The organism is Dactylosporangium sp. NPDC051541 (genome assembly GCF_044454505.1).
Lineage (GTDB): Bacteria > Actinomycetota > Actinomycetes > Mycobacteriales > Micromonosporaceae > Dactylosporangium.
In genome coordinates this window covers 357,798-384,698 of the sequence record NZ_JBITDU010000004.1, presented here as the reverse complement: position 1 = coordinate 384,698, position 26,901 = coordinate 357,798, and the positions used below count along the sequence as shown (strand labels likewise).

The following is a 26,901-nucleotide window of genomic DNA, read 5'->3' as shown; positions in this document are numbered from 1 at the left end:
GGGTCCATGGCCGGCCGGCGCAGGTCCACGGCATTGGTCGCCGCGCTGGTGTCGGCCGTGTTCCTGGTGCTGGCCCTGGTGCTGCACCAGCAGGGGCTCGATCGGGCCGACAAGCTGTCCAGCGTCATCGGCGCGTTCAGCGGGATCTTCGCGATCCTCCTGACCATCCTGCAGTCGATCGGCCCCGGCGCCGAGCCGCGGCCGGCCGATCCGGCGATCGCCGAGAGCGGGGCACCGGCACCGGGCGGCCGGGGCCGGCGGTGGCCGGAGCGGCTGCTCACCTTGACCGACCGCCTGCTCGGCGGCCCCGAGCGGCGCGTACAGCGGCTGACGGAGCGGCTCGCCCGGGGCTTCCAGTCGGACGAGGCGTCGCCGTCCCTGGCCCGGCTGTACCGGCGCGCGATCCGCCTGGCCCTCCGGCTCGACCCGGCGGCCGCGCGGTCCGTGCACACGGCCTATGACGACCGCATTGCGGAGCCGCTGTACACGGCCGCCTTCACCGCTCGCGACGCGGCCTGGCTCGGTGCCGCGGTGCCCGCCGGGCCGGCCGATGCGCTGCGGGTCGTCGTCGACATCGCGAACCGCCTGGGGCTGCGGCGCGTGCGGGACGACGCGCGCGACCGGCTGGTGATCGTGACGGCCGAGGGCGCCGACCCGGCCGCCGTGATCGACACGCTCGAGCACCTGCGCCGCCGGAACGTGCTCGACGAGCACACCGTGCGCCGGGCCGTCACCGTCTACGGACGGCGCCGATCGCTGGAAGCCGAGCGCGACCGGTGGTCGCGCCTGTTCCTGGCCCTTCCGGCGCCGCTCGTGCCCGATCTGTTCCCCGTCGCGCTGCTGCTCGACCGGATGGACGATGCGCACCGGCTGATGGCCACCCCGGCGGAGCGGGAGCAGTTCATGGACCGCTGCCTGCGCTCGTCCGACCCGGCGACCGTCCGGCTCGCCCTGGACCAGCCCTACCGGCCCGAGCACGAGGCCTCGTTCCGCAAGCTCAACATCCACATGGGTGCGCTGCTGCTGGCCCGTCACCAGCCGGCCGACGCGCTGCTGTACATGCGCGAGGCCGGTGACACCGCGGGCCAGTCGATCTGCCACGAGCAGCTCCGGCAGTACCGCGAGGCCATCGAAGCCTGCCCGGACGACCAGCCCGACCGGATCGCCGAGCTCGTGGGCCGGCGGCTGGACGAGTTCGACGACATGCTGCGGCGACGGCAGTTCACCGAGGTGGCCGAGGAGACCGTGGCGTTGCGGAAGCGCCTGCGCCAGGTGAAGCCGAAGACGGAGGGGCTGCTGCGCTGCCGGCGCTATCTTGCCCGGCACCTCGAGCAGGTCGTCGCGGCCGGGCGCGGCTACTTCCGGCGCCGGCTCGACGATCAGCCACGCGACGGGCGCGACGAGGTGTATCGCCAGTGGAGCCTGTTCGAGGAGGCGGCCGGCGAGCTGGACGCGGCCGCCGAACGCGCGGTCGACGGCAACCTCGCGCGCCGGGCCAGCGGCCTCTATCGGCGCAACGACCGCTACGGCGACGCCGAGCGCGTCCTGCGGGGAGATCGTTCACCGGAGAGCCTCCGGGAGCGCGCGAAGGCGAGACTCGCCGGCAACGATGTCGTCGGGGCGGCCGAGTGTCTGGCCGAAGCCGGCGACTGGAGCGAGGCGGTCGACCTGTTCATCCGCGACGACCGCCGGTCCGACGCGAAGCAGCTGCTGGTCGACGCGCTCGGCGACGACGCGCTGCAGGATCGGCGGCTGGCCGAAATCCTCCGCGCGAATGCCGAGTTCCGCGAGCTGGCCGAGCTCTGCCTGCGCGGGCTGGCCCGGCCCGACCTCGCCGCCACGGCGACCGGCGAGCTGCGGCGGCTGAGCCGGGAGCGGGCCCTGCCCGACACCGTGCAGCAGCGGGTCGACGAGGCGCTGGACACCATCGACGGCCGCGGCCGCCAGGCGTTCGAGACCAAGGTCGCCGGTTACGTCGCCCGCGCGCGGACCGAGATCGGCCGGGAGTACTCCGACATCTTCGGCCTGGACCTCGGCACCAGCACCTGCGTCGTGGCGATCTACGGCGGCGACCCGCCGGGCGTGCACCTCTGCCGGTGGCGGGGCCGGGACCACTTCCCGTCGACGATCAGCATCGACCGGGACGGCAACGAGCACACCGGCCTGTCCGGCGAGGAGCTCGACGCGAACGGCATCGTGCAGCACTTCGCCGAGACGAAGATGGAGATGGGCACCGATGTCATGCTCGACGGCCGGCCGGCCGGCACCGACGAGCCGGTGAAGGTCAGGTACCGGCCGGAGGAGGTCGCGGCCCGGCTGATCACGCACGGCCGCACCGTGGTCGAGACCTTCCTGGCCGGCCGGGTCCGGCAGCGGGTCGCCGAGCTCGCTACGGCCGACATCGGCGAGGCCCGGCCCGACTGGCTCGGCTGGATGGACCAGAACTACCAGCTCACCGTCGAGCGGAGCCGGGCCATCGTCACGGTGCCGGCGCGGTTCCCGCTGAAGGCGAACAAGGCGACCCGGGACGCCTGCCGGATCGCCGGCGTCGAGCTGGTCCGGCTCATCCACGAGCCGACCGCGGCCTGCCTGGCCGCCACCAGACACGGCGAGAAGGTGGACGGGCGGGTCGTGCTGGTCGACTTCGGGGCGGGCACGCTCGACATCAGCCTCGTCGAGGTCAGTGAGAACTTCTATGACGTGCAGAAGATCCTCGGCCAGTACCGGTTCGGCTCCCGCGATTTCAACCGGGCGATCGAACTCGAGCTGACCCGGCAGCTGGAGCGGCAGGGCCTGCAAGGGCTCGACGCGCAGTCAGTGAAGCGGGCGGTGACCCTCGCCGCGGAGCGGTTCAAAATCCAGCTCTCGAACGTCGAGCGGGTCGAGAGCCCGATCACCGGCCCCGGCGGCACCGCGATCGTGCAGCTGACCAGGGCCCGGCTCGACCAGATTCTCGGCACCGACTACCGGACCCTGCGGTCGTACTGCCGGGAGGTCGAGCACCGGCCGGGCGACCGGATGATCCTCGTCGGCGGCCCGATGCACGCGCCGCCGATCCGGGCGGTGGTCAAGGACGCGCTGGGCATCCAGGAGCTGCCGATCGGCGAGTGGCGCACCGCGGTCGCCTGGGGCGCGGCGCTGCAGGGCGCCGTCCTGTCGCGGCGGCTGCGCACCATCCTGCTGCAGGACGTCACGCCGCTGCCGCTGGGCATCGCGGTCGCCGACGGTCAGGACGGCCAGCGGTTCACCACGCTCGTCGAGGCCAACTCCCGGATTCCGCTGAAGCGCACGCAGGTGTTCTCGACCCACGCCGACAACCAGACGAGCGTCGACATCCAGGTCTACAACGGCGACCTCGAGCCGGAGACCCGGATCGGCTCGTTCGTCCTGGCCGACATCCCGCCGGCCAAGCGCGGCGAGCCCGAGATCGAGGTCGCCTTCGACATCGACGAGAGCTGCATCCTCACCGTCACCGCGACCGATCGCAAAACCAGGCGGGAGCGGTCCGTGCAGTTCACGGACACGACCCTGCTCTCCCCGCCCGACGTGGACGCGATGCGCGACCGGCTGCGCCGCGCCCGCCGGGAGCGCGAACAGCGGGACAAGTTCCGGGAGCTCGCGGCCGCGCTCGGGGCGCTCGCCGACCTGGCCGAGACGTCCCGCGCGGGCCAGGCCTGGCTGGAGCTCGAGGGCCGGCGCGCGCGCTTCGTCGTGCCCCGGACCTCGCGGCCGGCCGAGGTCCAGCGGGAGCTGGCCGCCCTGTTCAACGAGGGCGCGGCGCACAAGGCGCGACTGGACGCCGCCGTGGCCCGGCTCGACCGGTACCGGGGCGACGTGCGCGCGTTCCTGACGGACCGGCCGGCCGATCCCGACCGGGCGCTCGCGACCGGCGCCGCGCTGCTGGAGCAGACCACGGGCGCCCACCAGGAGTTCACGAAGCTCCTCGCCCGCGTCGTCGCCTGGAACCGGCTGCTGGCCCAGGAAGCGGCCGTGAACACCGGGTCGCGGCAACGCTTCCGCCAGCTCCACGACGTCGGCGACTACCGCCGGGCCCTGGAAGGCGTCGACTACGCCCGGCTCGGCGAACCGGCCGATCTCGAGCGGGCCCTGCACTGCCTGGCCGAGACCAGGCAGGCCGCCGAGTACGAGACGCTGCTGCGCCGGTGCGCGGCCGCCCTCGGCCACGTGCTGCTCGACCCGGACCGGCCCGCCGACCTGCTCGCCGAGCGCCCCGCGCTGGTGCTGGCGGTCCGGGCCGTGCGGGCCGACGGCGTCAGCGTTCTGGGCACCGGCACCGCCACCGCCGATCGCACGGCCGTCGTCAGCGCGCACTGGCTGCGCACGGCGGCCGCGGGGGTGGACGGAGCCGAACCGCGGCTCAAGGCCGGCCTCCGGCGCGGCGGCCCGGTCGCCGCCACGCGGCGCGACGGCGGGCCGCCCCGGACCGCCGTGCTGGAGCTCGAACGGCCGCTCGGGACGCCACCGCCGCGCGTCGGATACCACGCGACGGTCCGGGTCGGTGACCGCATCTGGGTGCCGACGCGCGGCAACGGGTCGGCCGACTGGACGGTGGTCAGTGGAATCGTCGACACCTTCCGGCACGACCCGGGCCACGACCGTCCCCTGTACGGGCTGGAGATCGAGCTGTCGCCCCGGTCCCAGGGCGGGCCGCTGATCAACGACCTCGGCGAGGTCGTCGGGCTGGTCGTGGCCGAGGGCGGCAGCGACCGGGCCTTCGCCGTCGGGCTGCACCCCGGCGACTTCCCGGCCGGGACGAGAGGACAGCGGCGATGACCGACGCGGCGGCACTCGAACGGCTCCGCGCCGCGATCCGGCGGCTCGACGGGCCCCGGACCGCCTTCGAGCTCGACCGCTGCGAGGCGGTCCTCGCAACCGACGCCTGGTATCGGTCGGTCGCTGAATACGCGCGGCGGCGGCTCTGGCAGCCGGAGGGCGGGCCCGGCGGCGACGGCGGGCTGGCAGTGGGGCCGTTGCAGCGGGTCCTGCGGTGGCTGCTGCGCGAGGAGATCGAGCTGGCGACCCGGCTGTTCGCGGACGGCCGGTTCGCCGAGACCCGGCAGGTCTGCGAGCGGGCCGCGCGGATCGACGGGCACTGCGCGCCCCTCGCGCTGCTGCGTGGCATGGCGATGGTACGGGAGCACCCGGACCGGTGGGCGACGCTGATCGAGGCCCGCCGCTGGCTGACGGTCGCGGCCACCGATCCGGCGCTGGAGGCCGAGTGCCGGCGGGCCGCCGAGTGGCTCGACGAGGCCCTGGAGCGGCGGGAGCGGGCCGAGGTGACGAGCCTGACCGAGAACTACACCGGCATCCGGAAGGTCTACAACCGCACCACGCTGTACTACGTCGAGGCCGTCAACATGCGGGCCTCCCTGGTCGCGCTCGGCGGCAAGGCGGAGCGCGCCCGCAAGAAGGTCCGGCCCGGCACGCCCGCGGCCCGGTCCCTCGACGCGCTCATCCGGGCGATCACGTCGGACATCGCCATGCTGCGGGCCGCGCTCGGCCTCTGAGCGGCGACCGGCTAGCGGAAGTCGGCGGCGTGGTCGGTGGCCCACCGGGCGAACGTCCGGGCCGGGCGGCCGGTCAGCCGCGGGACGACGCCGGCCCACGCGTCGTCGACGGGGGCGGGGTCGCGGGCGGACCCGGCCCACATGGCGAACATCCAGTCGACGAACGGCTCCGGGTAGCCGTTGCCGATCCACTCGGCTCGGGCGGTGGCCGGTTCCAGGTCGTCGAAGCGGACCGTGGCACCGATCGCCCGGCCGATCGCGGCGGTCTGGGCGGCGATGGTGAGGGCCTCGGGCCCGGCCAGGGTGTAGACGTGGCCGGCGTGGCCGTCTTCGGTGAGCGCGGCGACGGCGACGGCGGCGATGTCGGCCTCGTGGGTGGGCTGGGTGACCGCGGCGCCGTACGGCCGGCGAACCGCACGGTGTTCCCGGATCGACGGCGCCCAGTCGAGCCAGTTCGCCGCGAACTCGCCCGGCCGCACGTGGGTCCACTCCAGACCGGAGTCCTCGACCGCGCGTTCCACGGCCCGGTAGCCGTCGGGACTGTCGTCGGTGTCGGCCAGGGCCCCGGACAGCACGACGATCCGCCGCACACCGGCCCGGGCCGCCGCGGCGGAGACGGCCCGCGCGGCCCGGCCGACGGGGAACAGGTAGAGACGGTCGACGGCCCGCAGCGGCACGGAGTCCGGGTCGGTGAGGTCACCGCCGACGACCTCGACACCGTCCGGGAACGCCGCGGCCGCGGGGTTGCGGGTCAGCGCGCGGACCTGATGCCCGGCCGAGGCCAGCGAGGCGACGACGTGCCGGCCCACCAGGCCGGTGGCCCCCGTGACCAGGATCCTCATGCGGCGCCCCGGAAATCGGCGGCGTGGTCGGCGGCCCACTGCGCGAACGTGCGCGGCGGCCGCCCCATGAGCCGCTCGTAGGTGTCCGTCGGGGGCAGCGTTCCGGCCCCGTCGACCGCGTCGGCGAGGAGCGCGAGGACCCAGTCGGGGGTGTCCGCGGTGGCCGGGTCGAGGGCCTCGAACCGCACCGGCGCCCCGATGGCGGCCCCGATCGCGGCCGCCTGCTCGGCCTGCGTGACCTTCGCCGGCCCGGTGATGGTGTAGGCGGCACCGACGTGGGCGGCGCTGAGCAGGGCCGCCGCCGCGACGTCGGCCACGTCGGCCTCGTGGACCACCGGATACCCGGCCGCCGGGTACGGCTCCCGCACCACCCGCTCCCGCCGGATGCCGTCCGCCCACCGCAGCGCGCCGGCCGCGAGCAGCCCCGGCCGCACGTGGGTCCACTCGGCGCCGGATGCCTCCACCGCCAGCTCGAGCCCGCGGTGGGCGTCCCGCTCCTCGGCCAGGTGCCGCCCGAGGACACCGTCACCGCCGGTCCCGGCCGCGAAACCGGCCGCGGCCGCCGAGTGCACGACGAACCGGCGGACACCCGCCCGGACCGCCGCGGCCACGAAATCGGGGCCCGCGAACGGAAACAGGTAGACCGATCGGACCCCGTCCAACGCCGCCGCCCACGTCTCCGGCCGGGTGAAGTCGCCGCGGACGTCGCCCCCACCGGCCGGCCGCCGGGTCATCGAACGCACCGCCGGCCCGGCCGCCGCCAGCCGAGCCACCACATGGCGGCCGATGTTGCCGGTCGCGCCGGTCACCAGGATCGTCACCCTCCGCACGGTAGGCGGAATCCGCGAAACCCGCACATCGTACATACGTTCTATCCGTCAGATGGCTGCCCCCTACGAACGAGGGCTCTCATCACCGGACGATTTTGCGGGCCTGCCGGGGGGTGGGGGTGTCGGTGGCGAAGGGGTCGAGTTCGATGGCTATGCGGGCGCCGCGTAGGGGGCTGCGTTCGATGATGAGGCGGCCGCCGGCGGTTTCGGCTACGCGGCGGACGATGTCCAGGCCCAGGCCCGTGGAGCCGGCGCCGCTGGAGCCGCGGCGCAGGGCGGCGGCCGGGTCGGCGATGCCGGGGCCGGCGTCGTCGACGTAGAGGCCGCGGGCGGAGACGTGGACCTCGAAGCCGGTGCCCTCGCCGGTGTGCTGGAAGACGTTGCCGAGCAGGCAGTCGACGGCGGAGATGAGGTCGGACTCGGAGACCGGGACGTACACGGGCTCGCGGCCGCCGGTGACCCGCCACGGGCGGTTCTGGTCCTCGGCCAGCACCGACCAGAACGCGAGCCGGTCGGCGACGACCTCGACCAGGTCGTTGGTCTCGGGGCGGCGGTCGGTGACGGACCGGCGGGCCTGGGTGATGATCTGCTCGATCTCGTCGTCGAGCGCGTCGAAGGCCTGGCGCATCCGCTCGCCGATCGGGCCCGGCGGCATCGCGTCGGCGTCCAGGCGCAGCGCGGTCAGCGGGGTGCGCAGGCGGTGGGACAGGTCGGCCGCCAGCTCGCGTTCGGCGTCGGCGAACGCGACCATCTGCTCGGCCATCCGGTTGAAGCTGCGGGCGGCGTCGCGCAGCTCCGCCGGGCCGTCCGGCTCGACCCGGGCGTGCAGGTCGCCGTCGCCGAACGCGCGGGCGCCCTCGGCGAGCTGCCGGGTCGACTTGACGATCCGCGTGCCGAGCCGGTCGGCGACCAGAGTGGAGCCGGCGACGAGGACGACGGCCAGGCCGGCCAGGGCGAGCCAGGCGGCGCCGACCCCGCGGGACAGTTCGTCGTCGGAGACGTAGACCTCGACCACCGCGGTGCGGTCGCCGTCGAGGACGACCGTCTGCAGGTAGGCCAGGCCGCCGGGGGCCTCGACGGTCTGCGAGCGGCGCTGGTGGGCGGTGCGGTCGACGTCGGCGGCGAGGGCGTGGCTGGTGCCGACCGTCGGTTGCCCCGTCAGGTGTACCGCCAGCCGCCCCGACTGCCCCGCCGGGAGCGTGACCACGGCCCGGACCAGCGACGCCGACGTGTCACCGGGGGCGGACGCGAGCGCGGCGACCATCGCGTCGGCCTGCGAGCGGGCCTCGGCGAGGGCGCGGTCGTGGGCGATCTGCTTGGTCACGTAGGCGAGAGGGACGAGGAACGCCAGTGCGATCATCGTGGTGATCGCGAACGACAGGCGCCACAGGGCCGACCTCATGCCGGTGGCTGCGCCGGGTCGACGAGCATCACCCCGACCCCGCGGAACGTGCGCAGGTACTTCGGCTGCGTCGCACTCTCGCCGAGCTTGCGCCGCAGCCAGGACACGTGCACGTCGATCGTCTGGTCCTCGCCGGAGCTGTCCGGGCGCTGCCACACCTCGGTCAGCAGCTCGCGCCGGCTGACGACGCGGCCGGCCCGGGCCGCGAGGTATGACAGGAGGTCGAACTCCTTCTTCGTCAGCTGCAGCGGCCGGCCGTCCAGGGCCGCGGAGCGCTGCTGCGGGTTGACGTGCAGGCCGCCGACGGTGACCCCGGCGGGCGGCTGGGCCGGGCCGGGGGTGCCCTGGCCGCGGCGGAGCACCGCGTTGATCCGGGCCGACATCTGGGCGCTGGAGAACGGCTTGGTCACGTAGTCGTCGGCGCCGGCGTCGAGGAGGCGGATGATGTCGCGCTCGGAGCGCCGCGCGGTGGCCACGATGACCGGCGCGTTGGAGATGCCGCGGAGCATGCGCAGCACGTCGAGGCCGTCCATGTCCGGCAGGCCCAGGTCGAGGATGACCAGGTCCGGCGGGTCGGTGGCGATGACGCGCAGCGCCGAACCGGCGTTGCCGACGGGTCGGACGACGTGGCCGGCGTCGGTCAGCGCCCGCGACAGGGCGCCGGAGACAGCGACATCGTCCTCGACCAGCAGGATCAGCGGCATGCGGGCACCCTACTGCACGACAAATCCCCGCCCAATGGACGTTAAGGCCCCGCTAATTGCCGATTTTGGTGACCTCGCCGTGCGGGCCGCCCTGCCACCACAGGCAGTCGACGAGGTAGGCGGCGCCGCCGTTGCCGTTGACGAACTGCACGACCATCCGGCTCGGCTCGGTCTGGGCCTGTGACACCGAGTAGCCCTGGCGGGGCGTGGCGGTGACGACGGAGACGACCTCGGCCCGGATGCGCATCACGGCGTCGCCGCCGTCGGAGCGGAACGACTTCAGGTAGACGTCGACGCCGTCGTCGCCCGCGGTCACGGTCCAGCCGTCGACGATCCGGGGCGCGGCCGTGGTCTTCTGCGCCGGCGGGGACGCGCTGGTGGTCTTCGCGCCCGCGGTCGTCGGCGGGGCCGAGGCCGTCGACTTCGGGTCGCCGGGGGCCAGGGTGGGCGGCTTGGACGTGGCGACGGCCGGTGGCGGGAGGGTCTGGGTGGTCACCGGCCGGTCGCCGCGGCTGTCGTCGGCCGCGACCGGGATGGTGTCCTGCGGCACGGCGGTGCGCAGGACGGGGCGCAGGGCGAGCGTGGCCACGCCGATGCTCGCCGTGGTGGCCAGGCACCACAGCAGGACCGGCACCGCGCCCTTTTCAACCCGCACCGCGGCATTCTTGCACTGTCGGGTCTCAGCCCGCCATGTGCCGCCGGAACCGGCGGACGGTCGCGGCGTCGGCCACGGCCCCGGCCAGCCCGAGCAGCAGGGTGTAGACGGCGAGGACGGGGACCAGGACCCGGCCCGCGGCGAGCGCGGCGTCGGCCGGCAGGCCGAGGTGGTGCCGGCCGGCCGCGTAGACCGAGGTGGTGAGCGCGCCGACGGCGAGGGGCAGGGCGGCCACGATCGGCCAGGGCCGGCTGGTCAGGCTGCCGAGGGTGCCGGTGACGACCAGTCCGCCGACGACCGCGGCCCCCACCGCGACCGCGACGTCGTCGGCCAGCCAGAGGAAGCCCAGCGCGTAGGATCCCAGGGCCCACATCGCGGCGAACACGAGCACGATCGGGACCCGGAGAAGACGCAGCACGAGATCATTTTCAGGCATTTGCAGCGGCGGCCGTGTCGGGCGATCGGACGGTTCCCTGAAATCCGCTTTAAAAGCGTTATTCGTCGTCGCCGAAAATCATCGGCACAACTTAATGCGGATCTAATAGAACGGGCCCGGGCCTGGCCTTACCGTCGAGCGGTGACCCAGGATGGCGGCGAACCCATCAACGGAGCCAGCGTAGCGCTGTCGAGCGATCCGGCGCCGGAAGAACCGGCCACGGAATCGTCACCCCCAGCCATCGAGCCCGAGCCCGAACCGGCCGGGGCGGGGGTGGAGGCGGAGCCCGAAGAACCCAAACGGGATCTCTGGCGGCGCATTCTGGCCGTCATGGTCGTCGTCGTGGCCGTGCCCGCCGTCGTCGTCCTGTGGGCCCGGCCGGCGCACGAGCCCGCCGCACCGAAGGCCGACGCGGTCAGCACCCTCGAGCCGAACGTCACCAGCTCGCTCAACCCGACCGACCTGGCCTTCCTCAACCTCATGATCTCCCTCGACAACAGCGCGCTGCCGCTGTTCGATCTGCTCAAGGACGACCCCGCGGTCGCCGGCGTGGTGGCCACCGCGGCCGCCGGGCACCGCGACGAACTGGCCGACCTGCGCAAGGCGATGGCCGCCGGTGGAGGCGTCGAGAACGGGGCCGAGCACGCCGGGCACGACCTGCCCGGGATGGTCCTGGAGGAAGACCTCGCCGCGGTCCGCGACGCGCCCGCCGACCAGCGGCCGGCCAAGGCGGTCGCGGCACTGCGGGACCATCTGACCGGCACGACGCATCTGGCGACCTCAGAAGGTACCGCCGGATCCGACCCTGCTTCCAAGGCGGCGGCGGCCAAGATCCTCGACGCCCACAACAAGCTGCTGGCCGCGCTGCCAACAGTGTAAGTTTCGGTCGGCTGTACCGCGCTGAGCGGCGGAAATGCGAGATCGCTCCACGCGGGAAGTGCGGCCTGTGACATGTCTCAATAGAACTTCCCGGCATGAGGAGACTCTGGGCCGCCGTCGCGGCCAGCAGCATGGCACTCGTCGGCGCCGTCGCCGTGATCGGGCTCAACAGCACGGCGAACGCGGCCACCGGCGGCACCGGCTCCGGCTACCTGAGCACCCAGGGGGCGCAGCTCGTCGACGCCTCCGGGGCCAAGGTGCGGCTCACCGGCATCAACTGGTTCGGCATGGAGACCGACAACAAGACCTTCCACGGCCTGTGGGCGCGGCCCTGGAAGGACCACATCGACCAGATGGCGAGCCTCGGGTACAACACCATCCGGGTACCGTTCTCCGAGGACGCCCTCAAGCCCGGCGCGCAGGCCAACAGCGTCGACGGCTACACCAACGCCGACCTCGTCGGGCTGACCCCGCTGCAGATCCTGGACAAGGTCGTCGACTACGCCGGCAGCAAGGGCATGCGCATTCTGCTCGACCGGCACCGCCCGACGTCGGCCGGGCAGAGCGCCCTGTGGTACGTCCCGGCGACCCCCGAGGCGACCTGGATCAGCAACTGGCAGTCCCTCGCCCGGCACTACGCCAACAACCCGACCGTCATCGGCGCCGACCTGCACAACGAGCCGCACGCCGACGGCACCGACCCGAACGGCACCGGCGCCTGCTGGGGCTGCGGCGACGTCAACCGCGACTGGCGCCTGGCGGCTGAGCGGGCCGGCAACGCGATCCTCGAGGCCAACCCCAACTGGCTCATCGTCGTCGAGGGCGTCTCCTGCACCAGCGGCGGCAACGCCAACGCCTGGGACAACATCCCTGACGAGCCGTGCGGCTGGTGGGGCGGCAACCTGTCGAAGGCCGGCGAGTTCCCGGTGCGCCTGAACAAGCCCGGCAAGCTCGTGTACTCCGCGCACGAGTACGCCAACAGCGTGTACCACCAGGCCTGGTTCGACGACCCGAACTTCCCGAACAACCTGCCGGGGATCTGGGACCAGTTCTGGGGCTACCTGCAGAAGCAGAACGTCGCGCCGGTACTGCTCGGCGAGTTCGGCAGCACCCTGCAGAACCCGCAGGACGCCGTCTGGCTGCAGAAGCTCATGGACTACATGGGCACCGGGGTCACCGGCATGAACTTCACGTACTGGTCGTGGAACCCGAACTCGGGCGACACCGGCGGCATCGTCGGCGACGACTGGAAGACGGTCAACCAGCAGAAGCAGTCGATCCTGCAGCCGTACCTGATCCCGCCCGTCGGTGGCGGCACGAACACGGGCTCACCGTCGGTGTCGGTTTCCGTGTCGCGCTCGGCGTCGCAATCGCCCAACCCGACCGGCGGCTGCACCGCCACCGTGAAGATCGACAACGCGTGGCAGGGCGGCTTCCAGGCCAGCGTCACCGTGAAGAACACCGGCACCGCGGCCGTCAACCCGTGGTCCGCCACCTTCACCGTCCCGTCCGGCGTCACGCTGCAGAGCGGCTGGAACGCCACCGTCACCCAGTCCGGCACCACGTTCACCGCGGCCGCCCCGACCTGGGCGCCGGCCCTGGCCGCGGGCGCGTCCGTCACCGTCGGCTTCACCGCCAACGGCCCGTCCACCCCGGCCCCGTCCGGCGTCAAGCTCAACGGCGCCACCTGCGCATAACAGGGGGGATCCCCGGCCGGTCGGGCGACGCGCCCGACCGGCCGGACCGCGCAGAACTGCACTGCGCTCAGGCCAGGTAGAGCTCCAGCCCCGACAGCTGACCAGCGGCCTGGACGGAGTTGGCGGTGAAGACGACGCGGATGTACCGCCACTGCGTCCCCGGCAGCGTGAGCGTCGCCCGCTGGCTCGAGGCGTCGTCGAAGGTGTATGTCGCCGGGCCGGCCACGGTCGTGAAGGTCTTGTCGTCGGTGCTGGCCTGGACCTCGATGCGCTGGGTGCGGGCCGGCCACGAAGCCGGCAGCCGCAGCACCGCTCGGCGGGGCGCGGCCGGGCTGCCCAGGTCGACCTGCACCCAGGCCGGGAACGCGTTGCTGCGGCTCTCCCAGTAGGTGCCCGGGTCGGCGTCGGCGATGTTGCCGGAGCCGTAGACGTCGGCGTGGCCGCTGTCGCGGGTGGCCTTGCCGGCGGCCAGGTTGAAGATGTTGAGGTTGAGCCCGGACTGGTTGGGGCCGGCGCTGGTGCCGCCGTCGGCCGAGGGCGGCGGGGCGGGCGGGGCCGAGGTCGAGGCGCTCGGGCGGGCCGACGAGCGGCTGGCCCGGGCCGAGGCCTGGCCGCGGGCCCCGTTGGCCGAGCCCGACGCGTCCGGTGCGGCACCGGGCCCGGTGTAGCCGTTCGCGGGGGCGCTGCGCTCGCCGTCCCCGGTCGCGCCGTGCGGCCAGACGGCGGCCACGGTCCCGGCGCCGAGGGCGACGACGATCGCGGCCGCGCCGATCAGCAGGCGGCCCGGCCGGCGGCGGCGTGCGGGCTCGTCGGCGGGCACGACCGGCAGCACGACCGTGGCCGTGTGGCTGCCCCCGTAGCGCTCGGCGAGCTCGGCCGCGGCGGTCCGGCCCCACGTCGTCGGCTCCCCGGCCACCTCGATGAGGACCTCGCCGGGCAGGCCGTTGAGCGCGGTGATGAGCAGCGCGGACAGGACCGGCCACACCGGGTCGTCGACGGGCTCGCCGGGCCGGCCCACCACGATCCGGTAGGGCGCGCCGGGCCTGGGTTCGTAGGGTCCGGGGGCCGGGACCGCCGGGCCGGCCGGCATCGCGTGCAGGCCGTTGCCGGAGACGCGGACCAGCCAGCCCTCGTCGAGGGCGTAGGTGGCGGCGTCGATCGCGGCCAGGCCCGGCTGCGGCGGGGTCGACGCCACGACCTTCTCCCGGCCGTCGGGCAGGCACCGCAGCACCGACGCGGGGTTGGTCCAGCCGTCGGCCGGGGTGGTGCGCAGGGTCACGGACTCGCCGAGGTCGGCGGCGGCCTGCGCGGCGACCACCCGGCCGGCGTCGCGGCCCGGGCCGCGGGCGACCACCTCGACGACGGCCGACACCTCCGGCGGGAGGCCGCGCAGCGCTGCGGCGAGTTCGGGTCCGGTGACGGAGGGTTCGAACGTCAGCCGTGGATGGTCCGGATTGGCCGCGTCGTTCGTCAGCTCCCAGCCGGTCGTCACCGGGGCACCCTACCGCGTGGGAAGGGTGCCCCATAATGGACCCTTATCTGACGTAGATGACCGGTTGTTTCGGGGCGGCCATGCCGGAGCCGATGAAGTACGACGGGTGCGGCGGCTGGTTGTACGCGGTGTTCTGCCACGCGATCGCCTGGCGATACTGGCTGTCGTGCATCAACGTGTACAACTTCGTCGTCGTCGGGGTCGTCGTGCTGTAGATGCGCAGCGCGTTGTTGGCGGTCGTGGGCCAGATGACCTCTTCGCGCCAGTCGCCGAACAGGTCGGCCGACAGCGACGGCGTCGACTTCGTGCCGTTGTTGGAGTGCACGTCGGCCCCGGTGAGCAGGCGGGTGTCGCCGCTCGTGCCGTACTTGTCGATGTGCGTGCCGTCGAGGAGCTCACGGGTCGTGTCGGCGTCCCACCAGATCGTGAAGTTCGTCGATCCGGGTTTGCGCGAGGACACCACCGCGCCGCTGGGGGAGCGCACCCCGTCGGCCGCCGACGACCACGACTCGGCGCCGGGGCTGCCGGACCAGATGTCGTCGGAGACGCCGCGGCCGTTGTCGCCGTTGGCCGGGGTCGTCCACAGCACCTGGCCGGTGCGGGCGTCGGCCATCCAGCTCGAGGGCTTGGAGCCGTCCTCGTCGACCTTGAACTCCTCGAGGCCCGGGCGGGACGGGTCGAGGTCGCCGACGTGCATGGCGTCGCCGTGGCCGTTGTTCGTGTTCCAGAGCCGGCCGCCGTTGTCGTCGACGGCCATCGACCCGTAGATGATCTCGTCCTTGCCGTCGGCGTCCACGTCGGCGACGGACAGCTGGTGGTTGCCCTGCCCGGCGTAGGCGCTGTTGCCGGAGGCGTTGCTGTCGAACGTCCAGCGTTTCGTCAGTGACCCGTTGCGGAAGTCCCAGGCGGCGATGACGGAGCGGGTGTAGTACCCCCGTGCCATGATCAATGACGGTCGCTTGCCGTCGAGGTAGGCGGTGCCGGCGAGGAACCGGTCGACCCGGTTGCCGTAGCTGTCGCCCCAGGAGGAGACCGTCCCGCGCGGCGGGTCGTAGCTGACCGTCGACAGGGCGGCGCCGGTCTGCCCGCTGAACATCGTCAGGTACTCCGGGCCGGACAGCACGTAGCCGGAGGAGTTGCGGTAGTCGGCGTTCGCGTCGCCGATGACCCTCCCGGTGCCGTCGGTCGTGGCGTCGGCCGTCTTCATCGCGACCTCGGCCTTGCCGTCGCCGTCGTAGTCGTACACCTGGAACTGCGTGTAATGCGCCCCGGCCCGGATGTTGCGGCCGAGGTTGATCCGCCACAGCCGGGTCCCGTTGAGCTTGTACGCGTCGACGTACACGTTGCTGGTCACGCCGGACTGCGAGTTGTCCTTGGCGTCGGACGGGTCCCACTTGAGGACGATCTCGTACTGCCCGTCGCCGTCGAGGTCACCGACGGACGCGTCGTTGGCCGAATAGATTGATCCAGGACTCTGAATTGGTACGTCGAGATAGGCGCCGCCGGTGAAGCGGAGCGAGGCGGGGGACGAGGCCTGCTCCGCGCCGTTCACGACCGCCCGGACCGTGTAGGAGGCGTCGGCCGCGGCCCCGCTGTCGAGGTAGTTCGTCGAGTTCGTGACCGATGCGATCCTGGTCCCGGCGCGGTACACGTTGAAGCTGGTGTCGAACGCCTCGGTGCCCAGCAGCCGCCAGGACACCAGGTTGCCGCTGCCGGAGCGCACCGAGATCAGGCCCCGGTCCAGCTTCTCCAGCTGCCGCCCGTTCTCTCCCGCCGGTGGGGGTGAGGTGCTTGTGGAAGGCGTCGGGGAGGCCGGCCCGGTGGTCGGCGTCGTTGTCCCCCCATTGCACGCGGTGCCGTTCAGGGCGAAGGCGGTCGGCACCGGGTTCGTGCTGGTGAACGCGCCGTTGAACCCGAAGGAGACGGTCGCGTTCGTGGCGATGGCCGCGTTGTAGCCGGCGTCCTTGGCGCTCACCGCCGTGCCGCTCTGCGTCACCGTCGCGTTCCACGCCTGGGTCACCGACTGGCCGCTCGCGAACGTCCACGTCAGCGTCCAGCCGTTGATCGCGTCGCCGAGGTTGGTGATGTCGACGCTCGCGCCGAAGCCGCCCTGCCACTGGTTCGTCACCGTGTAGTTGACCCGGCACCCGGCCGCCGCGGCGTTCGCCATCCGCACTGCCGCCACGGCACCGGCTCCGGCCGCCAGAATCGCCGCCGAGGCGGCCACTGCTCTTCGCACCTTCGCTCCTCGTCCACCCAGGGCCTTGTTTCGGCGGACGGTAGACCGGGTCGCGGAGGTTTCGAAAGTGGTCGATCCCGGGGCCGCGCAGGACGGCTCCGGGATCGTGAAACTTACGGGAAAGCGTTTACCTGTGTGCTTTTATTGCAGCCGGAAGGACTGCGCGCCCGTGCCGTTGCAGGCGTACTGCACCAGCTGCACGCTGTCGGCGGTGGAGGCGCCCGGCGTGTCCAGGCACTTGCCGGTGGCCCGGTTCACGAGGTGGTAGTACCCGCCACCCTCCGCGACCGGCTGCCACTGCTGGTTGGTGCCGCCGCTGTACGCCCACAGCTGGATCGGCGCGTTGTCCGCGGTGGACTTGCCGGTCACGTCCAGCGACTGGGCCGGGTTGCCCTGGTTGTCGACGCGGTAGTAGCCCGAGTCGGTGCTCTGGAACCGGTAGTGCTGCGCGTTCGTGCCGTTGCAGGCGTACTGCTGGATCGCCGTGCCGTTCGCGGTCGCGGCCGCCCGCGCGTCGACGCATTTACCGCTGGTCTTGTTCACCAGCTGGTAGTACGTGCCCGGCTGCAGCGGCCCGGTCGACGTGGGCGGCGTCGAGGTCGGCCCGCCGGTGGTGGGCGGCGTGGTCGTGGCCCCGGCCAGCCACTGGATGCCCTGCAGGATCCAGCGGTTCTGGTTCGCGCTCTCGAACGTGCTCGACGTGCGCGTGTTCGTGCTGTAGTTCATGCCGTTGTGGCCGAAGTTGGCGTACAGCATCTTGTAGTTGCGGTTCGTCCACAGGATCGGGTAGTAGCCGCTGTACCACGACTGGTTCGGGTCGGTGCCGACCGGGAAGCTGCTCGGGTCGACGGACGCCAGGATGTCGATGTTGGGGTTCTGGCGCAGGTCGTTGCTCCACGAGTACCACTCGGAGACCGCGGAGGAGAACGTCGCCGGCAGGCCCGCGGTCGAGGGGTGGTTGCGGTCCTCGACCTTGTAGGTGATCTTCGTCGGGCCCCACGTGTTGGTCTGGAACGACCCGGAGCCGAGGAACGTGTTGTAGTACCAGCTCCAGGAGCCCGGATCGGTGGTGAACGCGGACACGTGGAAGCCCATCCACGCCCCGCCGTTCTGCATGTACTGCTGGAACGCGGCCCGCTGCCCGCTGGGCGGGGCGTCGTCCAGGAACATGATCACCTTGTAGGCGGCCAGGCTGCCGGTGTTGAGCCGGCTCCAGTCGGTCGTCGCCTCCCACGTGAACCCGTTGGCGGCCCCCTGGGCGGGGAACCACTCCTTGGCCTCTTTGTCGAAGTCGATGTGGGCGGCGTCCCAGGTGCCGTTGTAGAACGCGAGCACCTTGAACGGGGTGGCGGCGGCGAGGGCAGGGCGGATCACGAGAAACGCGCCTACCGCCGTCAACAGGGCAAGCGCGGCCAGCGCCAGCTTTCTGCGCACGGGTGAGGTCCTTCGGGTGTGAGGACGGATGGAGGGATGGGCGGATCCGCTCCGTCGCATCATCGGCCATCGATCACACCCAGCACAAGGTAAAGAACCCTAATAGTTAAAGTAAGTCGCCAATTAACTGTCTGTTATGGAAAACCGCAGGTAGTCGGGGCCTACTTCGATCACGCTCGGTCCGGCGAGGGCCACCGCGGTGCCGCCGTCCGCCGCCTCGGCGTCGTACTCAAGGCCGGCCGCACCCCAGACCTGCAGCCGCCCGTCGATGAGCAGCGCGAGCCGCTCCCCGTCGAGGTCGGCCCCCGCAACCACGGGCACACCGGGGATCGCGCGGAGGAGCTCGGCGCCGGCCGTCACCAGGGTCGCGCCGGCGTCGGTGAGCGCGACCAGGCGGCGGCCGTCCGGGCTCCAGTGGACGCTCATCGCCGCGGTGCCGGGCAGGTCGTACAGGCTGGTGCCGATGGACAGGCGCAGGCCGTCGACCTTGGCCAGGGTGCGGCCGTCGGGCGCGAACGCGGCCGGCGCGGCCCACGGCGCGGTCGAGAGCTCCCCGGAGACGACGTCGAGGACGTGGACGGCGTGCCCGAACCCGGCGATCCGGGCGCCGTCCGCGCTCCAGTCCAGCTCTTCGAGGGGTACCACACCCTGGTCCTCGGTGGCCGGACCGACCCCGGCGGCCGGGCCGAACCCGTCGGCGCGCACCTCGGCCAGGAACAGCGGCACGGCCGTGCCGGTGTAACACGACACGGCGATCCGCGCGCCGTCCGGGCTGAAGCACCAGGCGGGCCCGCGCCCCCATCCGTCGGTGAGGTCGAGCGCGTCCAGGGGCTCCGAACTCGACCCGAACGGATCGAACAGCCCGACCCGGTTCGTGTCGAACACCGCCCCGACGAGCCGCCCGCCGGGGTGCCAGCGCAGCCGCCCGGGCAGCTCCCGGTCGCTGATGAAGCTGATCCCGCCGGGGATGCCGGACAGCGTGTTGACGAGGGTGCCGGTCGCGGTGTCCCACAGCCGCAGCTCACCGCCGGTGTAGTAGTCGTCGCCGGGGTCGGTCCCGACGGCGAGCAATCGGCCGTCGGGACTCACCGCGTGCGCCAGGATCTCACCCATGTGCCCTTTCTAGCCGACGGCGGCGGCCGAACGGCACGGCGACGGGCAGACCACCGCGGGTGGCCGGTCAGGGCGGCGCCGGTGTGGACGCGGAACTGGTGGCCGCGGTCGCGCCGGCGCAGCAGGCCGCCGCGGAAGCCGGATATCGGTCGTCGGGAAGGCGGCCCGGCTGGGATGATCCGGTCCGTGGTGTCGATCGAGGTGGTGCGGGCGCTCGTCGGATCGCAGTTCCCGCAGTGGGCCGGGCTGGCGGTGTCGCGGTTCGCGTCGACCGGGACCGACAACGTGATCTTCCGGCTGGGTGAAGAGTTCAGCGTGCGGCTGCCGCTCGGGGACAACGGGGCCGGGCAGATCGAGCTCGAGCGGCGGTGGCTGCCGGTGCTCGCCCCGCACCTGGCGACCGCGGTGCCCGATCAGGTCGCGGTCGGTGTGCCCGGGCTCGGGTTTCCGTATACGTGGGCGGTGTACCGCTGGCTCGACGGCGCCAACCCTGACGGCCTGGACGATCTGGTGCCGGACCTGGCCGATTTTGTCCGGGCACTGCGCCGGATCGACGCGACCGGCGGCCCGGCGGCCCGGTTCGGCGGACGCGGCGGCAGCCTGCGCGGGCGGGACGTGTCCGAGTGGATCGCGCAGCTCGCGGAGGACTACGACCCGGGCCGGCTCACCGCGGTCTGGCAGGCCGATCGGGACGTCGAGGAGTGGGGCGGGCCGCCTGTGTGGGTGCACGGGGATCTGCACCCGGCGAACCTGCTCGCGTGCGACGGCCGGTTGCGTGCGGTGCTCGACTGGAGTTGTCTCACGATCGGGGATCCGGCCATCGACCTGATGCCGGCCTGGCTCGCGATGGGGCCCGCGACGCGTGCGGAGTTCCGCGAGCGGGTCGGGCCCGATGCGGCGACCTGGCGGCGGGCCCGGGCGTGGGCGTTCAGCTTCGGGCTCGGCGCGTTCGCCTTCTACCGGGAGACGAATCCGTACTTCGGCGTGATGGGGAAGCGCGCGATCGACCAGGTGCTAGCGGATCTCGCCTGAGCCCCGGGGGATGAGGCGGGTCGGGACCACGTGGGTGGCGGGGTCCCAGGCCTCGCCGTCCAGGCGGCGGAAGATGAGCTCGGCGGCCAGGCGGCCCATCGCGTAAGGGTCCTGGGCCACCACCGTCACCGCCGGCTGCAGCAGGTCGGCCAGGGGGAAGTCGTCGAAGCCGACCAGGGCCACCGACGTGTGCCGGTCGCGGCGGCGCAGGGCCCGGATCGCGCCCAGGGTGACCAGGTTCTGGGCGCTGAAGCAGGCCGTCGGCGGGCGCGGGGCGTCGAGCATGCGCAGGAACGCGGCCTCGGCCTCGTCGGCGGTGTGCAGGTCGTGGGCGACGTGGGCGGGGGTGCGGCGGATGCCGTGCTCGGCCAGGGCCTCGCGGTAGCCGGTGAAGCGCTGCCGGGCGGTGGCGATCGTGCGCAGGTCGCCCAGGTAGGCGATGTCGCGGTGGCCGTGGGCGACGAGATGGTGCACGGCGGACGCGGCGCCGGCCTCGTTGTCGGCCAGGACGGCGTCCGCGTGCAGCCCGACCGGCGGGCGGTCGACGAACACGACCGGCGTGTCGGGGTTCAGCTCGCGGGTGAGGTAGGCCTGGTCGTCCCCGGCCGGGACCATGACCAGGCCGTCGGCCTGGCGCCGGGCGAACTCGTGGACCAGGGCCCGCTCGCGCTCCGGGTCCTCCTCGACGCTGCCGGCGAAGATCAGCACCCCGCGCTCGCGGGCGACGTCCTCCAGGGCCCGGTGCAGGGCCGAGGAGAACGGGTTGGCGATGTCCTCGAGCAGGGCGGCGATCGCGGCGGTGCGGCCGTCGGCGCGGCGCAGGCGGCTCGCGGTCATGTTGGGCCGGTAGCCCAGCTGCTCGATCGCCCGCCGGACCCGGCCCTGCTTGACCTCGCTGACCCCGGACTCGTCGTTCACGACGCGGGACACGGTCTTGGGGCTGACCCCGGCCAGCTGGGCCACGTCGCGCAGAGTCGGTCGGGCATCCACGGTGGCCCAGCGTACCGGGAAACCACTTTGACAACGTTGTCGTGATGAAAGCTTCGTGTCCAGATTGTTACTTGAGATCTTGGAGCAGGTTGTATTGACAATCGTCATGACCCCTGACGAAAGTGTTTGACAACGTTGTCAAATGGAGGAGACACCATGCGCAGAGCCTTTGTCGCGCTCACCGCCGTGCTCGCGGTGCTGCCCCTCGCCGCCTGCGGCGACGACCAGGGCGGCGGCAGCAAGAGCGTCTCGGTCGCCCTCATCACCAAGAACTCCACGAACCCCTTCTTCGTGACCATGCAGGACGGCGCCAAGCAGGCCGCCGCGGCCGAGGGCATCAAGATCACCATCGCCGCGGGCAAGGCCGACGGCGACGAGGCCGGCCAGGTCCAGGCCATCGAGGACGCGATCGCCCGCGGCGACGCCGGCATCCTCATCACGCCCAACGGGCCGGGCGTCAACCCGGCGATCAAGAAGGCCCGCGACGCCGGGCTGTACGTAATCGCCCTCGACACCCCGCCCGACCCGGCGAACACCGTCGACATCACCTTCGCCACCGACAACTTCAAGGCCGGCGAGCTCATCGGCAAGTGGACCGCCACCACCCTGGCCGGCAAGCCCGCCGTCATCGCCCTGCTCGACCTGTTCAACGACAAGATCGTGTCCGTCGACTACAACCGCGACCAGGGCTTCCTCACCGGCATGGGGATCGACGCCAAGGACAAGAAGCGCAACGGCGACGAGGACAAGACCGGGAAATACACCGGCGGCACCTACACGATCGCCTGCAACGAGCCCACGAACGGCGCCGAGGACGGCGGCCGCACGGCGATGGAGCGCTGCCTGACGAAGAATCCCGGCATCAACGTGGTCTACACGATCAACGAGCCCGCGGCCGTCGGCGCGCAGAAGGCCCTGAAGGCGGCCGGCGTGCAGAACCCGATCGTCGTGTCGATCGACGGCGGCTGCGACGGCGTCCAGCAGGTCAAGGACGGCCTGATCAACGCCACTTCGCAGCAGTACCCCCTGAAAATGGCGGAGCTCGGCGTCAAGGCCATCAAGCAGATCGCGACCGGCGGGCAGAAGCCGCAGGTGACCGGTGGCCTGGACTTCTACGACACCGGGGTCGCGCTGGTGACCGGCAAACCGGCGACCGGAGTGGACTCGATCGACGTCGCGAAGGGCACCGAGCTCTGCTGGGGCAAGAAGTGACGACGGCGGCCGAGCAGTTCGCCCTGCGCCGCCAGTCGCCACTGCAGCGCGTCCAGCACCTGCTGCACGCGCACCCGGCGATCAGCCCGCTGCTCGTCCTCGTCGCGGCGGCCGTCGTGTTCTCGCTCATCAATCCGCGCTTCGCCGCGGCCAACTCCCTTTCACTGGTACTGCAGCAGGTCGCCGTCATCGGAGCGCTCGCGGTCGGCCAGACCCTGGTCATCCTCACGGCCGGCATCGACCTGTCGGTCGGCGCGATCACCATCCTGGCGATGATGCTGTCGGCGAAGCTCGCCGAGGGCAACGGCCTGCCGGGCCTGCTCGCGGTGCTGGTCGGGATCGCCGTGGGGGTGGCCGCCGGGCTGCTCAACGGGGCCCTGGTCACCAGGATCGGGCTGCCGCCGTTCATCGTCACGCTCGGCACGCTGAGCGTGTTCACCGCCATCGGCCTGCTGTACTCCAAGGGCCAGAGCGTCCAGCAGACCGACCTGCCCGCGTTCGTCAACTGGACCGGTGAGACGTTCAGCGTCGGGCGCTTCCACATCACCGTCGGCGTGGTGCTGGTCCTGGTGCTCTACTGCATCGTCGGTTTCGCCCTGGCCAACACCGCCTGGGGCCGCCACGTCTACGCCGTCGGCGACGACAAGGAGGCCGCCCGCCTGGCCGGCATCCGCGTCGACCGGGTCCTCGTCAGCGTCTACACCCTGGCCGGGGCCATCTACGGCCTGACCGCCTGGATCCTCATCGGCCGGGCCGGCGCGGCCAGCCCCAACGCGATCGCCGACGCCAACCTGGAGAGCATCACCGCCGTCGTCATCGGCGGCACCAGCCTCTTCGGCGGCCGCGGCGCGGTCCTGGGCACCTTGCTGGGCGCGCTGATCGTGGGCGCGTTCCGCAGCGGCCTGTCCCTGGCCGGCGTGGACGACCAGTACCGTGTCCTCGCCGTCGGCCTGCTGGTGCTTCTGGCGGTCGCGGTCGACCAGTGGATTCGGCGGGTGAGGGCATGACACCAGTGCTGTCCGCGCGGGGGCTCGTGAAGACCTTCGGCCGGGTGGTCGGGCTCGACGGCGTCGACATCGACCTCAACCCGAGCGAGGTCCTCGCAGTCATCGGCGACAACGGCGCCGGCAAGTCGACACTCATCAAGTGCCTCACCGGTGCCCTCGTCCCGGACGCCGGTGAGATCCGGCTGGACGGCCGGCCGGTGCACTTCCGCCGGCCGCAGGACGCCCGCGAGGCCGGCATCGAAACCGTGTACCAGACCCTGGCCGTCGCGCCGGCCCTGGACATCGCCGGCAACCTGTATCTGGGCCGGGAACGCCGCCGCCCGGGCGTCCTGGGCTCGGTCCTGCGCATGCTGGACAAGAAGGGCATGCGCGCCGACGCCGCCAAGGCCCTGTCCGAGCTGGGCATCGGCACCCTGCAGAACACGGCCCAGCCGGTCGAGACGCTCTCCGGCGGCCAGCGCCAGGCGGTCGCCGTTGCCCGCGCGGCCGCGTTCGGCAGCAAGGTCCTCATCCTCGACGAGCCGACCGCGGCACTGGGCGTGCGCGAGTCCAACCAGGTGCTCAAGATGATCGGCGAGGTCCGGGCCCGCGGCCTGCCGGTCATCCTGATCAGCCACAACATGCCGCACGTCTTCGAGGTCGCCGACCGCATCCACATCCAGCGCCTCGGCCGCGGCGCCGGCGTCATCACCCCCCACACGCACACGATGTCCGAGGCGGTGGCCATCATGACCGGCGCCACGACCCTGACCGAAACCCCGGGCCGCTGACACCGCCGGGGCCGGACCCGCACGATCCGGCCCCGGTGCGTCAGGCCCGCACGTCGAGGCGGTCGCCGCGCTCCGGCCGGCTCTCGGGCTCGTCCGTCGACCGGTCCACCGCCTTGGCCACCGGCTCCAGCGCCCTGGCCGGTTCCTGTGCGGGTCCCGGGCGGCGCTCCGGCCGCTGGGTCGCCGGGAACCGCACGCTGTATGCGCCTGAGATGGCGCTGATGCCGCTGATCGAGGTCATCGTGGTTCGCTCCGTCCGTGGTGCTGTGGGGGCCGGCTCGACCAGGCTATCGGCGGCGTGTGCCGGGGTTTGCCAGCCGGGCGGGCAGGACTGTGGTGCGCAGCGGGTGCGGGCGGGTGCGCGACGGGTGCGGGGGCTTGTAGGTTGAGGCCGTGCTCGAGTGGGGCGAACGGGACACCGGCGATGTCGACCGGGGCGGGCTCGAGGTCGCGGCCCGGCTGGCCCGGGCGCGGGGTGGGGCGTCGCAGCTGGTCGTGGTGCGCGACGGGGTTGTGGTGCTCGATCGGGCTCAGGGCTGTACCCCCGAGGCGCTCTTCTGGATCTTCTCCGCCAGCAAGCCGTTCACCGCGCTGCTCGTGCACCGGCTGATCGAGCGGGGTGCCGTCGGCATCGATGAGCCGGTCGCGCGCTACTGGCCCGAGTTCGCGGCCAACGGCAAGGACGCCATCACGGTGCGGCACGTGCTGCAGCATCGCTCCGGGGTGCCGGTCGCGCGGTCGCAGCTGCGCGACGCCCTCGCCATGGGCGACTGGGGCGCCTCCGTGCGGGCGTTGGAGCGGGCCCGGCCCCGGTTCCCGGCCGGGGAAGGCCCGGCCTACCAGTACATCAGCTTCGGGTTCCTGCTCGGTGAGCTCGTCCGGCGGGTCACCGGCACGCCCGTGCGGGAGCTTCTCGCCGAGGAGATCCTGCGGCCGCTGTCGCTGCGGGACACCTTCCTCGGGCTGCCCGACGCCCACTGGGGCCGGCACGTGCCGCTGCGGGCCCGGGTGCCGGCGCAGCGGCCCGTCGCCGCCTACCTCAACCGGCGCTCGATCCGGCGGGCGGTCATCCCGGCCGCCGGGGTCTCGACCACTGCCCGGGACCTGGCCGTGCTCTACGCGCTGCTGGTCGCCGGGGGCGGGCTCGGCGGCGTGCGGCTGATCAGCCCGCAGACCCTGGCCGTGGCCACCACACCGAGCAGTGACGGCACCGTCGACGCCCTGCTCGGGCTGCCGGTGCGCTGGTCGCACGGGTTCCAGCTCGGCGGGCCGGGGCTCGACCCGGACCGGGACCGGCCGATGGGGCGTTCGAGCAGCCCGGCCACGTTCGGCCACAACGGCAGCTACGTCTGCGTCGCGTGGGCCGACCCGACGCGGCGGCTGGCGGTCGCGTACCTCACGGACCAGCTCACCTCCCGCAGCGCCGGCGGCCGGGCCCAGAACGCGGTCGCCGAGGCCCTGCTGGCGGCCTGCCCGCCGGTTTGAGATTTTTCAGAAACGGGCCCCGTAAAGGTCGCGCAGGACACCGATCTCGCCGCCGTGGTGCATCGTTTCCCGGTTCACGTGCACGATCAGGGCGGCCATCGGTTCGGCCGAGAAATAGGCGCCCTTCGGTCCGAGCGGGGTTCGCATCCCCTCGTCGTCCAGCGCGGCGATGTGGCCGTGCCATTGCCGGTAACTGTCGTGCAGGAACGCCACGCCGCCGGCCGCGGTGTGCGGCAGATCACCCGGGACGTGACGGGGGTCGAACATGCCGGCATCCGGGTCGTCGCCGGGGCCCGGGAAGAACGCCGCGCTGCGGATCGCGAAACACCCGACCGCGATGTGCATCGTCCGCCACGCGATCGTCGTCACCGGGGGCGGCGACTGCTCGGTGGTGACACCGTCGGGGCGGAATCGGCCGTCCCGCCCGGCTCGGATGTTCCAGCTCCCGGGCACCGGCTCCCAGAAATATTCCTCGTCGGTGAGGCCATTCAGCCGCGGCCACAGGTGCGCGTCCCAGTAGAACTCCAGCTGGCCTACGAGCAGGCGACCCCAGTCCAGCGGCGGTGCGCTCATCCGGTCAGCCTAGACCCGGGCCGGGAGACCCGGGCTTACCCCGGTTGCCGGTAATTGAACCGACACGAACGGTGATGAACTCTTTTCTCCAGCTATCTGGCGTGAAATCAATTGATTGGCGATACTGTTTCCACGGGCAACCGTTTCCCAAAGTACGTCCCAGTCGCTCACGGGAGGTCGGCCGGCATGGCCAAGCGTGTCATTCAGGAACTGATCGACGATCTGGACGGTAAGCCCGCCGATGAGAGCGTGACGTTCGGCCTCGATGGCGTGCAGTATTCGATCGACCTGTCCAAGAAGAACGCCGAGAAACTGCGCGGCGCGCTCAAGCCCTACATTTCCGCGGGCACCAAGGTCGGTCGAAGCGCAGTCGTTGGGGCCCGAACTGCCGCGGGCCGGGCCCGGGGCACCACACGCGGAGACCGGGACCAGAACCGCGCCATCCGGGAATGGGCCCAGGGGGCCGGATTCCAGGTTTCCGACCGGGGCCGCATCAAGCAGGAGATTGTCGACCAGTATCACGCGAACGCCGGTCGCTGATCCGGACCGGCCGGCGGTTTCGTTAAAGCCGCCCGGCCGGA

General features: G+C 72.5%; 23 protein-coding genes. 10 read left to right on the top strand and 13 right to left on the bottom strand.

What is annotated here, in order from left to right:
- Nucleotides 1-6: 6 nt before the first annotated feature.
- Both ACIA8L_RS21300 and ACIA8L_RS21295 read left to right on the top strand, forming a co-directional pair.
- A complete protein-coding gene (locus ACIA8L_RS21300; protein ID WP_395907001.1) occupies nt 7-4,794 on the top strand; it encodes an Hsp70 family protein in 4,788 nt (1,595 codons plus the stop codon).
- Complete coding sequence (locus tag ACIA8L_RS21295) at nt 4,791-5,528, top strand: hypothetical protein (protein WP_395906999.1); 738 nt, start codon at nt 4,791-4,793, stop codon at nt 5,526-5,528. Before ACIA8L_RS21300 ends, ACIA8L_RS21295 begins: the two co-directional genes overlap by 4 nt.
- An 11-nt stretch (nt 5,529-5,539) precedes the next feature.
- Here the strand turns inward: ACIA8L_RS21295 and ACIA8L_RS21290 are convergent, their stop codons facing one another.
- The 6 genes from ACIA8L_RS21290 to ACIA8L_RS21265 form a co-directional block, all read right to left on the bottom strand.
- On the bottom strand, nt 5,540-6,370 hold the full coding sequence (locus ACIA8L_RS21290) for an NAD(P)H-binding protein (RefSeq protein WP_395906997.1): 831 nt from the start codon (nt 6,368-6,370) through the stop codon (nt 5,540-5,542).
- Complete coding sequence (locus tag ACIA8L_RS21285; protein ID WP_395906995.1) at nt 6,367-7,191, bottom strand: SDR family oxidoreductase; 825 nt, start codon at nt 7,189-7,191, stop codon at nt 6,367-6,369. Before ACIA8L_RS21285 ends, ACIA8L_RS21290 begins: the two co-directional genes overlap by 4 nt.
- Nucleotides 7,192-7,282: 91 nt before the next feature.
- On the bottom strand, nt 7,283-8,602 hold the full coding sequence (locus ACIA8L_RS21280) for a HAMP domain-containing protein (RefSeq protein WP_395906993.1): 1,320 nt from the start codon (nt 8,600-8,602) through the stop codon (nt 7,283-7,285).
- The gene (locus ACIA8L_RS21275) at nt 8,599-9,306 is read right to left on the bottom strand and encodes a response regulator transcription factor (protein ID WP_395906991.1); all 708 of its coding nucleotides are present in this window, start codon (nt 9,304-9,306) and stop codon (nt 8,599-8,601) included. The genes ACIA8L_RS21280 and ACIA8L_RS21275 overlap by 4 nt, the downstream gene beginning before the upstream one ends.
- 52 nt (nt 9,307-9,358) lie before the next feature.
- Nucleotides 9,359-9,961, bottom strand: a complete 603-nt coding sequence (locus ACIA8L_RS21270) for a hypothetical protein (RefSeq protein ID WP_395906990.1) — start codon at nt 9,959-9,961, stop codon at nt 9,359-9,361.
- Between the two features lie 25 nt (nt 9,962-9,986).
- Nucleotides 9,987-10,379, bottom strand: a complete 393-nt coding sequence (locus ACIA8L_RS21265; protein ID WP_395906987.1) for a hypothetical protein — start codon at nt 10,377-10,379, stop codon at nt 9,987-9,989.
- A 159-nt stretch (nt 10,380-10,538) separates the two neighbouring features.
- Here ACIA8L_RS21265 and ACIA8L_RS21260 point away from each other — a divergent pair, with 159 nt between their 5' ends.
- Nucleotides 10,539-11,276, top strand: a complete 738-nt coding sequence (locus tag ACIA8L_RS21260) for a hypothetical protein (RefSeq protein WP_395906984.1) — start codon at nt 10,539-10,541, stop codon at nt 11,274-11,276.
- Between the two features lie 95 nt (nt 11,277-11,371).
- Complete coding sequence (locus tag ACIA8L_RS21255) at nt 11,372-12,973, top strand: cellulase family glycosylhydrolase (RefSeq protein ID WP_395906982.1); 1,602 nt, start codon at nt 11,372-11,374, stop codon at nt 12,971-12,973.
- A gap of 67 nt (nt 12,974-13,040) precedes the next feature.
- Here the strand turns inward: ACIA8L_RS21255 and ACIA8L_RS21250 are convergent, their stop codons facing one another.
- The 4 genes from ACIA8L_RS21250 to ACIA8L_RS21235 all read right to left on the bottom strand — a co-directional run bounded on the left by ACIA8L_RS21250 (nt 13,041) and on the right by ACIA8L_RS21235 (nt 19,251).
- The gene (locus tag ACIA8L_RS21250; RefSeq protein ID WP_395906980.1) at nt 13,041-14,465 is read right to left on the bottom strand and encodes a discoidin domain-containing protein; all 1,425 of its coding nucleotides are present in this window, start codon (nt 14,463-14,465) and stop codon (nt 13,041-13,043) included.
- A gap of 43 nt (nt 14,466-14,508) precedes the next feature.
- Nucleotides 14,509-16,704, bottom strand: coding sequence for a cellulose binding domain-containing protein (locus ACIA8L_RS21245; RefSeq protein WP_395906978.1), 2,196 nt, complete (start codon nt 16,702-16,704; stop codon nt 14,509-14,511).
- A gap of 141 nt (nt 16,705-16,845) precedes the next feature.
- Nucleotides 16,846-18,138: an RICIN domain-containing protein gene (locus tag ACIA8L_RS21240; RefSeq protein ID WP_395906976.1), complete on the bottom strand. Its 1,293-nt coding sequence runs from the start codon at nt 18,136-18,138 to the stop codon at nt 16,846-16,848.
- 123 nt (nt 18,139-18,261) lie between these two features.
- A complete protein-coding gene (locus ACIA8L_RS21235) occupies nt 18,262-19,251 on the bottom strand; it encodes a WD40 repeat domain-containing protein (protein ID WP_395906974.1) in 990 nt (329 codons plus the stop codon).
- 186 nt (nt 19,252-19,437) lie between these two features.
- On the opposite strand from ACIA8L_RS21235, the gene ACIA8L_RS21230 reads away from it, so the two are divergent.
- The gene (locus tag ACIA8L_RS21230; RefSeq protein WP_395906972.1) at nt 19,438-20,283 is read left to right on the top strand and encodes an aminoglycoside phosphotransferase family protein; all 846 of its coding nucleotides are present in this window, start codon (nt 19,438-19,440) and stop codon (nt 20,281-20,283) included.
- Here ACIA8L_RS21230 and ACIA8L_RS21225 read toward each other — a convergent pair.
- A complete protein-coding gene (locus ACIA8L_RS21225) occupies nt 20,266-21,273 on the bottom strand; it encodes a LacI family DNA-binding transcriptional regulator (RefSeq protein ID WP_395906970.1) in 1,008 nt (335 codons plus the stop codon). The two genes, ACIA8L_RS21230 and ACIA8L_RS21225, sit on opposite strands and share 18 nt — an antisense overlap.
- 156 nt (nt 21,274-21,429) lie before the next feature.
- Between ACIA8L_RS21225 and ACIA8L_RS21220 the strand changes: the two genes are divergently transcribed.
- From ACIA8L_RS21220 to ACIA8L_RS21210, 3 genes are read left to right on the top strand one after another with little or no spacing between them, the layout of a single operon-like run.
- Nucleotides 21,430-22,485 (top strand): substrate-binding domain-containing protein, encoded by a 1,056-nt coding sequence (locus ACIA8L_RS21220; protein WP_395906968.1) that lies wholly within the window; start codon nt 21,430-21,432, stop codon nt 22,483-22,485.
- Nucleotides 22,482-23,492 (top strand): ABC transporter permease, encoded by a 1,011-nt coding sequence (locus ACIA8L_RS21215; protein WP_395906966.1) that lies wholly within the window; start codon nt 22,482-22,484, stop codon nt 23,490-23,492. Before ACIA8L_RS21220 ends, ACIA8L_RS21215 begins: the two co-directional genes overlap by 4 nt.
- Nucleotides 23,489-24,262 carry an ATP-binding cassette domain-containing protein gene (locus ACIA8L_RS21210; RefSeq protein ID WP_395906964.1) on the top strand — a complete coding sequence of 258 codons (774 nt, stop codon included), beginning with the start codon at nt 23,489-23,491 and terminating at the stop codon, nt 24,260-24,262. Before ACIA8L_RS21215 ends, ACIA8L_RS21210 begins: the two co-directional genes overlap by 4 nt.
- Nucleotides 24,263-24,302: 40 nt before the next feature.
- Here the strand turns inward: ACIA8L_RS21210 and ACIA8L_RS21205 are convergent, their stop codons facing one another.
- Nucleotides 24,303-24,503 carry a hypothetical protein gene (locus tag ACIA8L_RS21205; protein ID WP_395906962.1) on the bottom strand — a complete coding sequence of 67 codons (201 nt, stop codon included), beginning with the start codon at nt 24,501-24,503 and terminating at the stop codon, nt 24,303-24,305.
- A gap of 152 nt (nt 24,504-24,655) precedes the next feature.
- Here ACIA8L_RS21205 and ACIA8L_RS21200 point away from each other — a divergent pair, with 152 nt between their 5' ends.
- Nucleotides 24,656-25,747, top strand: coding sequence for a serine hydrolase domain-containing protein (locus tag ACIA8L_RS21200; protein WP_395906960.1), 1,092 nt, complete (start codon nt 24,656-24,658; stop codon nt 25,745-25,747).
- 6 nt (nt 25,748-25,753) lie between these two features.
- Here ACIA8L_RS21200 and ACIA8L_RS21195 read toward each other — a convergent pair whose 3' ends face one another.
- Nucleotides 25,754-26,320, bottom strand: coding sequence for a DinB family protein (locus ACIA8L_RS21195; RefSeq protein WP_395906958.1), 567 nt, complete (start codon nt 26,318-26,320; stop codon nt 25,754-25,756).
- A gap of 186 nt (nt 26,321-26,506) precedes the next feature.
- Between ACIA8L_RS21195 and ACIA8L_RS21190 the strand changes: the two genes are divergently transcribed.
- The gene (locus tag ACIA8L_RS21190) at nt 26,507-26,860 is read left to right on the top strand and encodes an Lsr2 family protein (protein WP_223093403.1); all 354 of its coding nucleotides are present in this window, start codon (nt 26,507-26,509) and stop codon (nt 26,858-26,860) included.
- The last annotated feature ends 41 nt before the right edge of the window (nt 26,861-26,901 follow it).

What these genes read in the sequence shown, in the direction of transcription:
- ACIA8L_RS21235 (WP_395906974.1), bottom strand. Translation starts at nt 19,251, where the DNA reads ATGGGTGAGATCCTGGCGCACGCGGTGAGTCCCGACGGCCGATTGCTC.
- ACIA8L_RS21195 (WP_395906958.1), bottom strand. Translation starts at nt 26,320, where the DNA reads ATGAGCGCACCGCCGCTGGACTGGGGTCGCCTGCTCGTAGGCCAGCTG.
- ACIA8L_RS21275 (WP_395906991.1), bottom strand. Translation starts at nt 9,306, where the DNA reads ATGCCGCTGATCCTGCTGGTCGAGGACGATGTCGCTGTCTCCGGCGCC.
- ACIA8L_RS21290 (WP_395906997.1), bottom strand. Translation starts at nt 6,370, where the DNA reads ATGAGGATCCTGGTCACGGGGGCCACCGGCCTGGTGGGCCGGCACGTC.
- ACIA8L_RS21300 (WP_395907001.1), top strand. Translation starts at nt 7, where the DNA reads ATGGCCGGCCGGCGCAGGTCCACGGCATTGGTCGCCGCGCTGGTGTCG.
- ACIA8L_RS21205 (WP_395906962.1), bottom strand. Translation starts at nt 24,503, where the DNA reads ATGACCTCGATCAGCGGCATCAGCGCCATCTCAGGCGCATACAGCGTG.
- ACIA8L_RS21255 (WP_395906982.1), top strand. Translation starts at nt 11,372, where the DNA reads ATGAGGAGACTCTGGGCCGCCGTCGCGGCCAGCAGCATGGCACTCGTC.
- ACIA8L_RS21295 (WP_395906999.1), top strand. Translation starts at nt 4,791, where the DNA reads ATGACCGACGCGGCGGCACTCGAACGGCTCCGCGCCGCGATCCGGCGG.
- ACIA8L_RS21220 (WP_395906968.1), top strand. Translation starts at nt 21,430, where the DNA reads ATGCGCAGAGCCTTTGTCGCGCTCACCGCCGTGCTCGCGGTGCTGCCC.
- ACIA8L_RS21190 (WP_223093403.1), top strand. Translation starts at nt 26,507, where the DNA reads ATGGCCAAGCGTGTCATTCAGGAACTGATCGACGATCTGGACGGTAAG.
- ACIA8L_RS21280 (WP_395906993.1), bottom strand. Translation starts at nt 8,602, where the DNA reads ATGAGGTCGGCCCTGTGGCGCCTGTCGTTCGCGATCACCACGATGATC.
- ACIA8L_RS21210 (WP_395906964.1), top strand. Translation starts at nt 23,489, where the DNA reads ATGACACCAGTGCTGTCCGCGCGGGGGCTCGTGAAGACCTTCGGCCGG.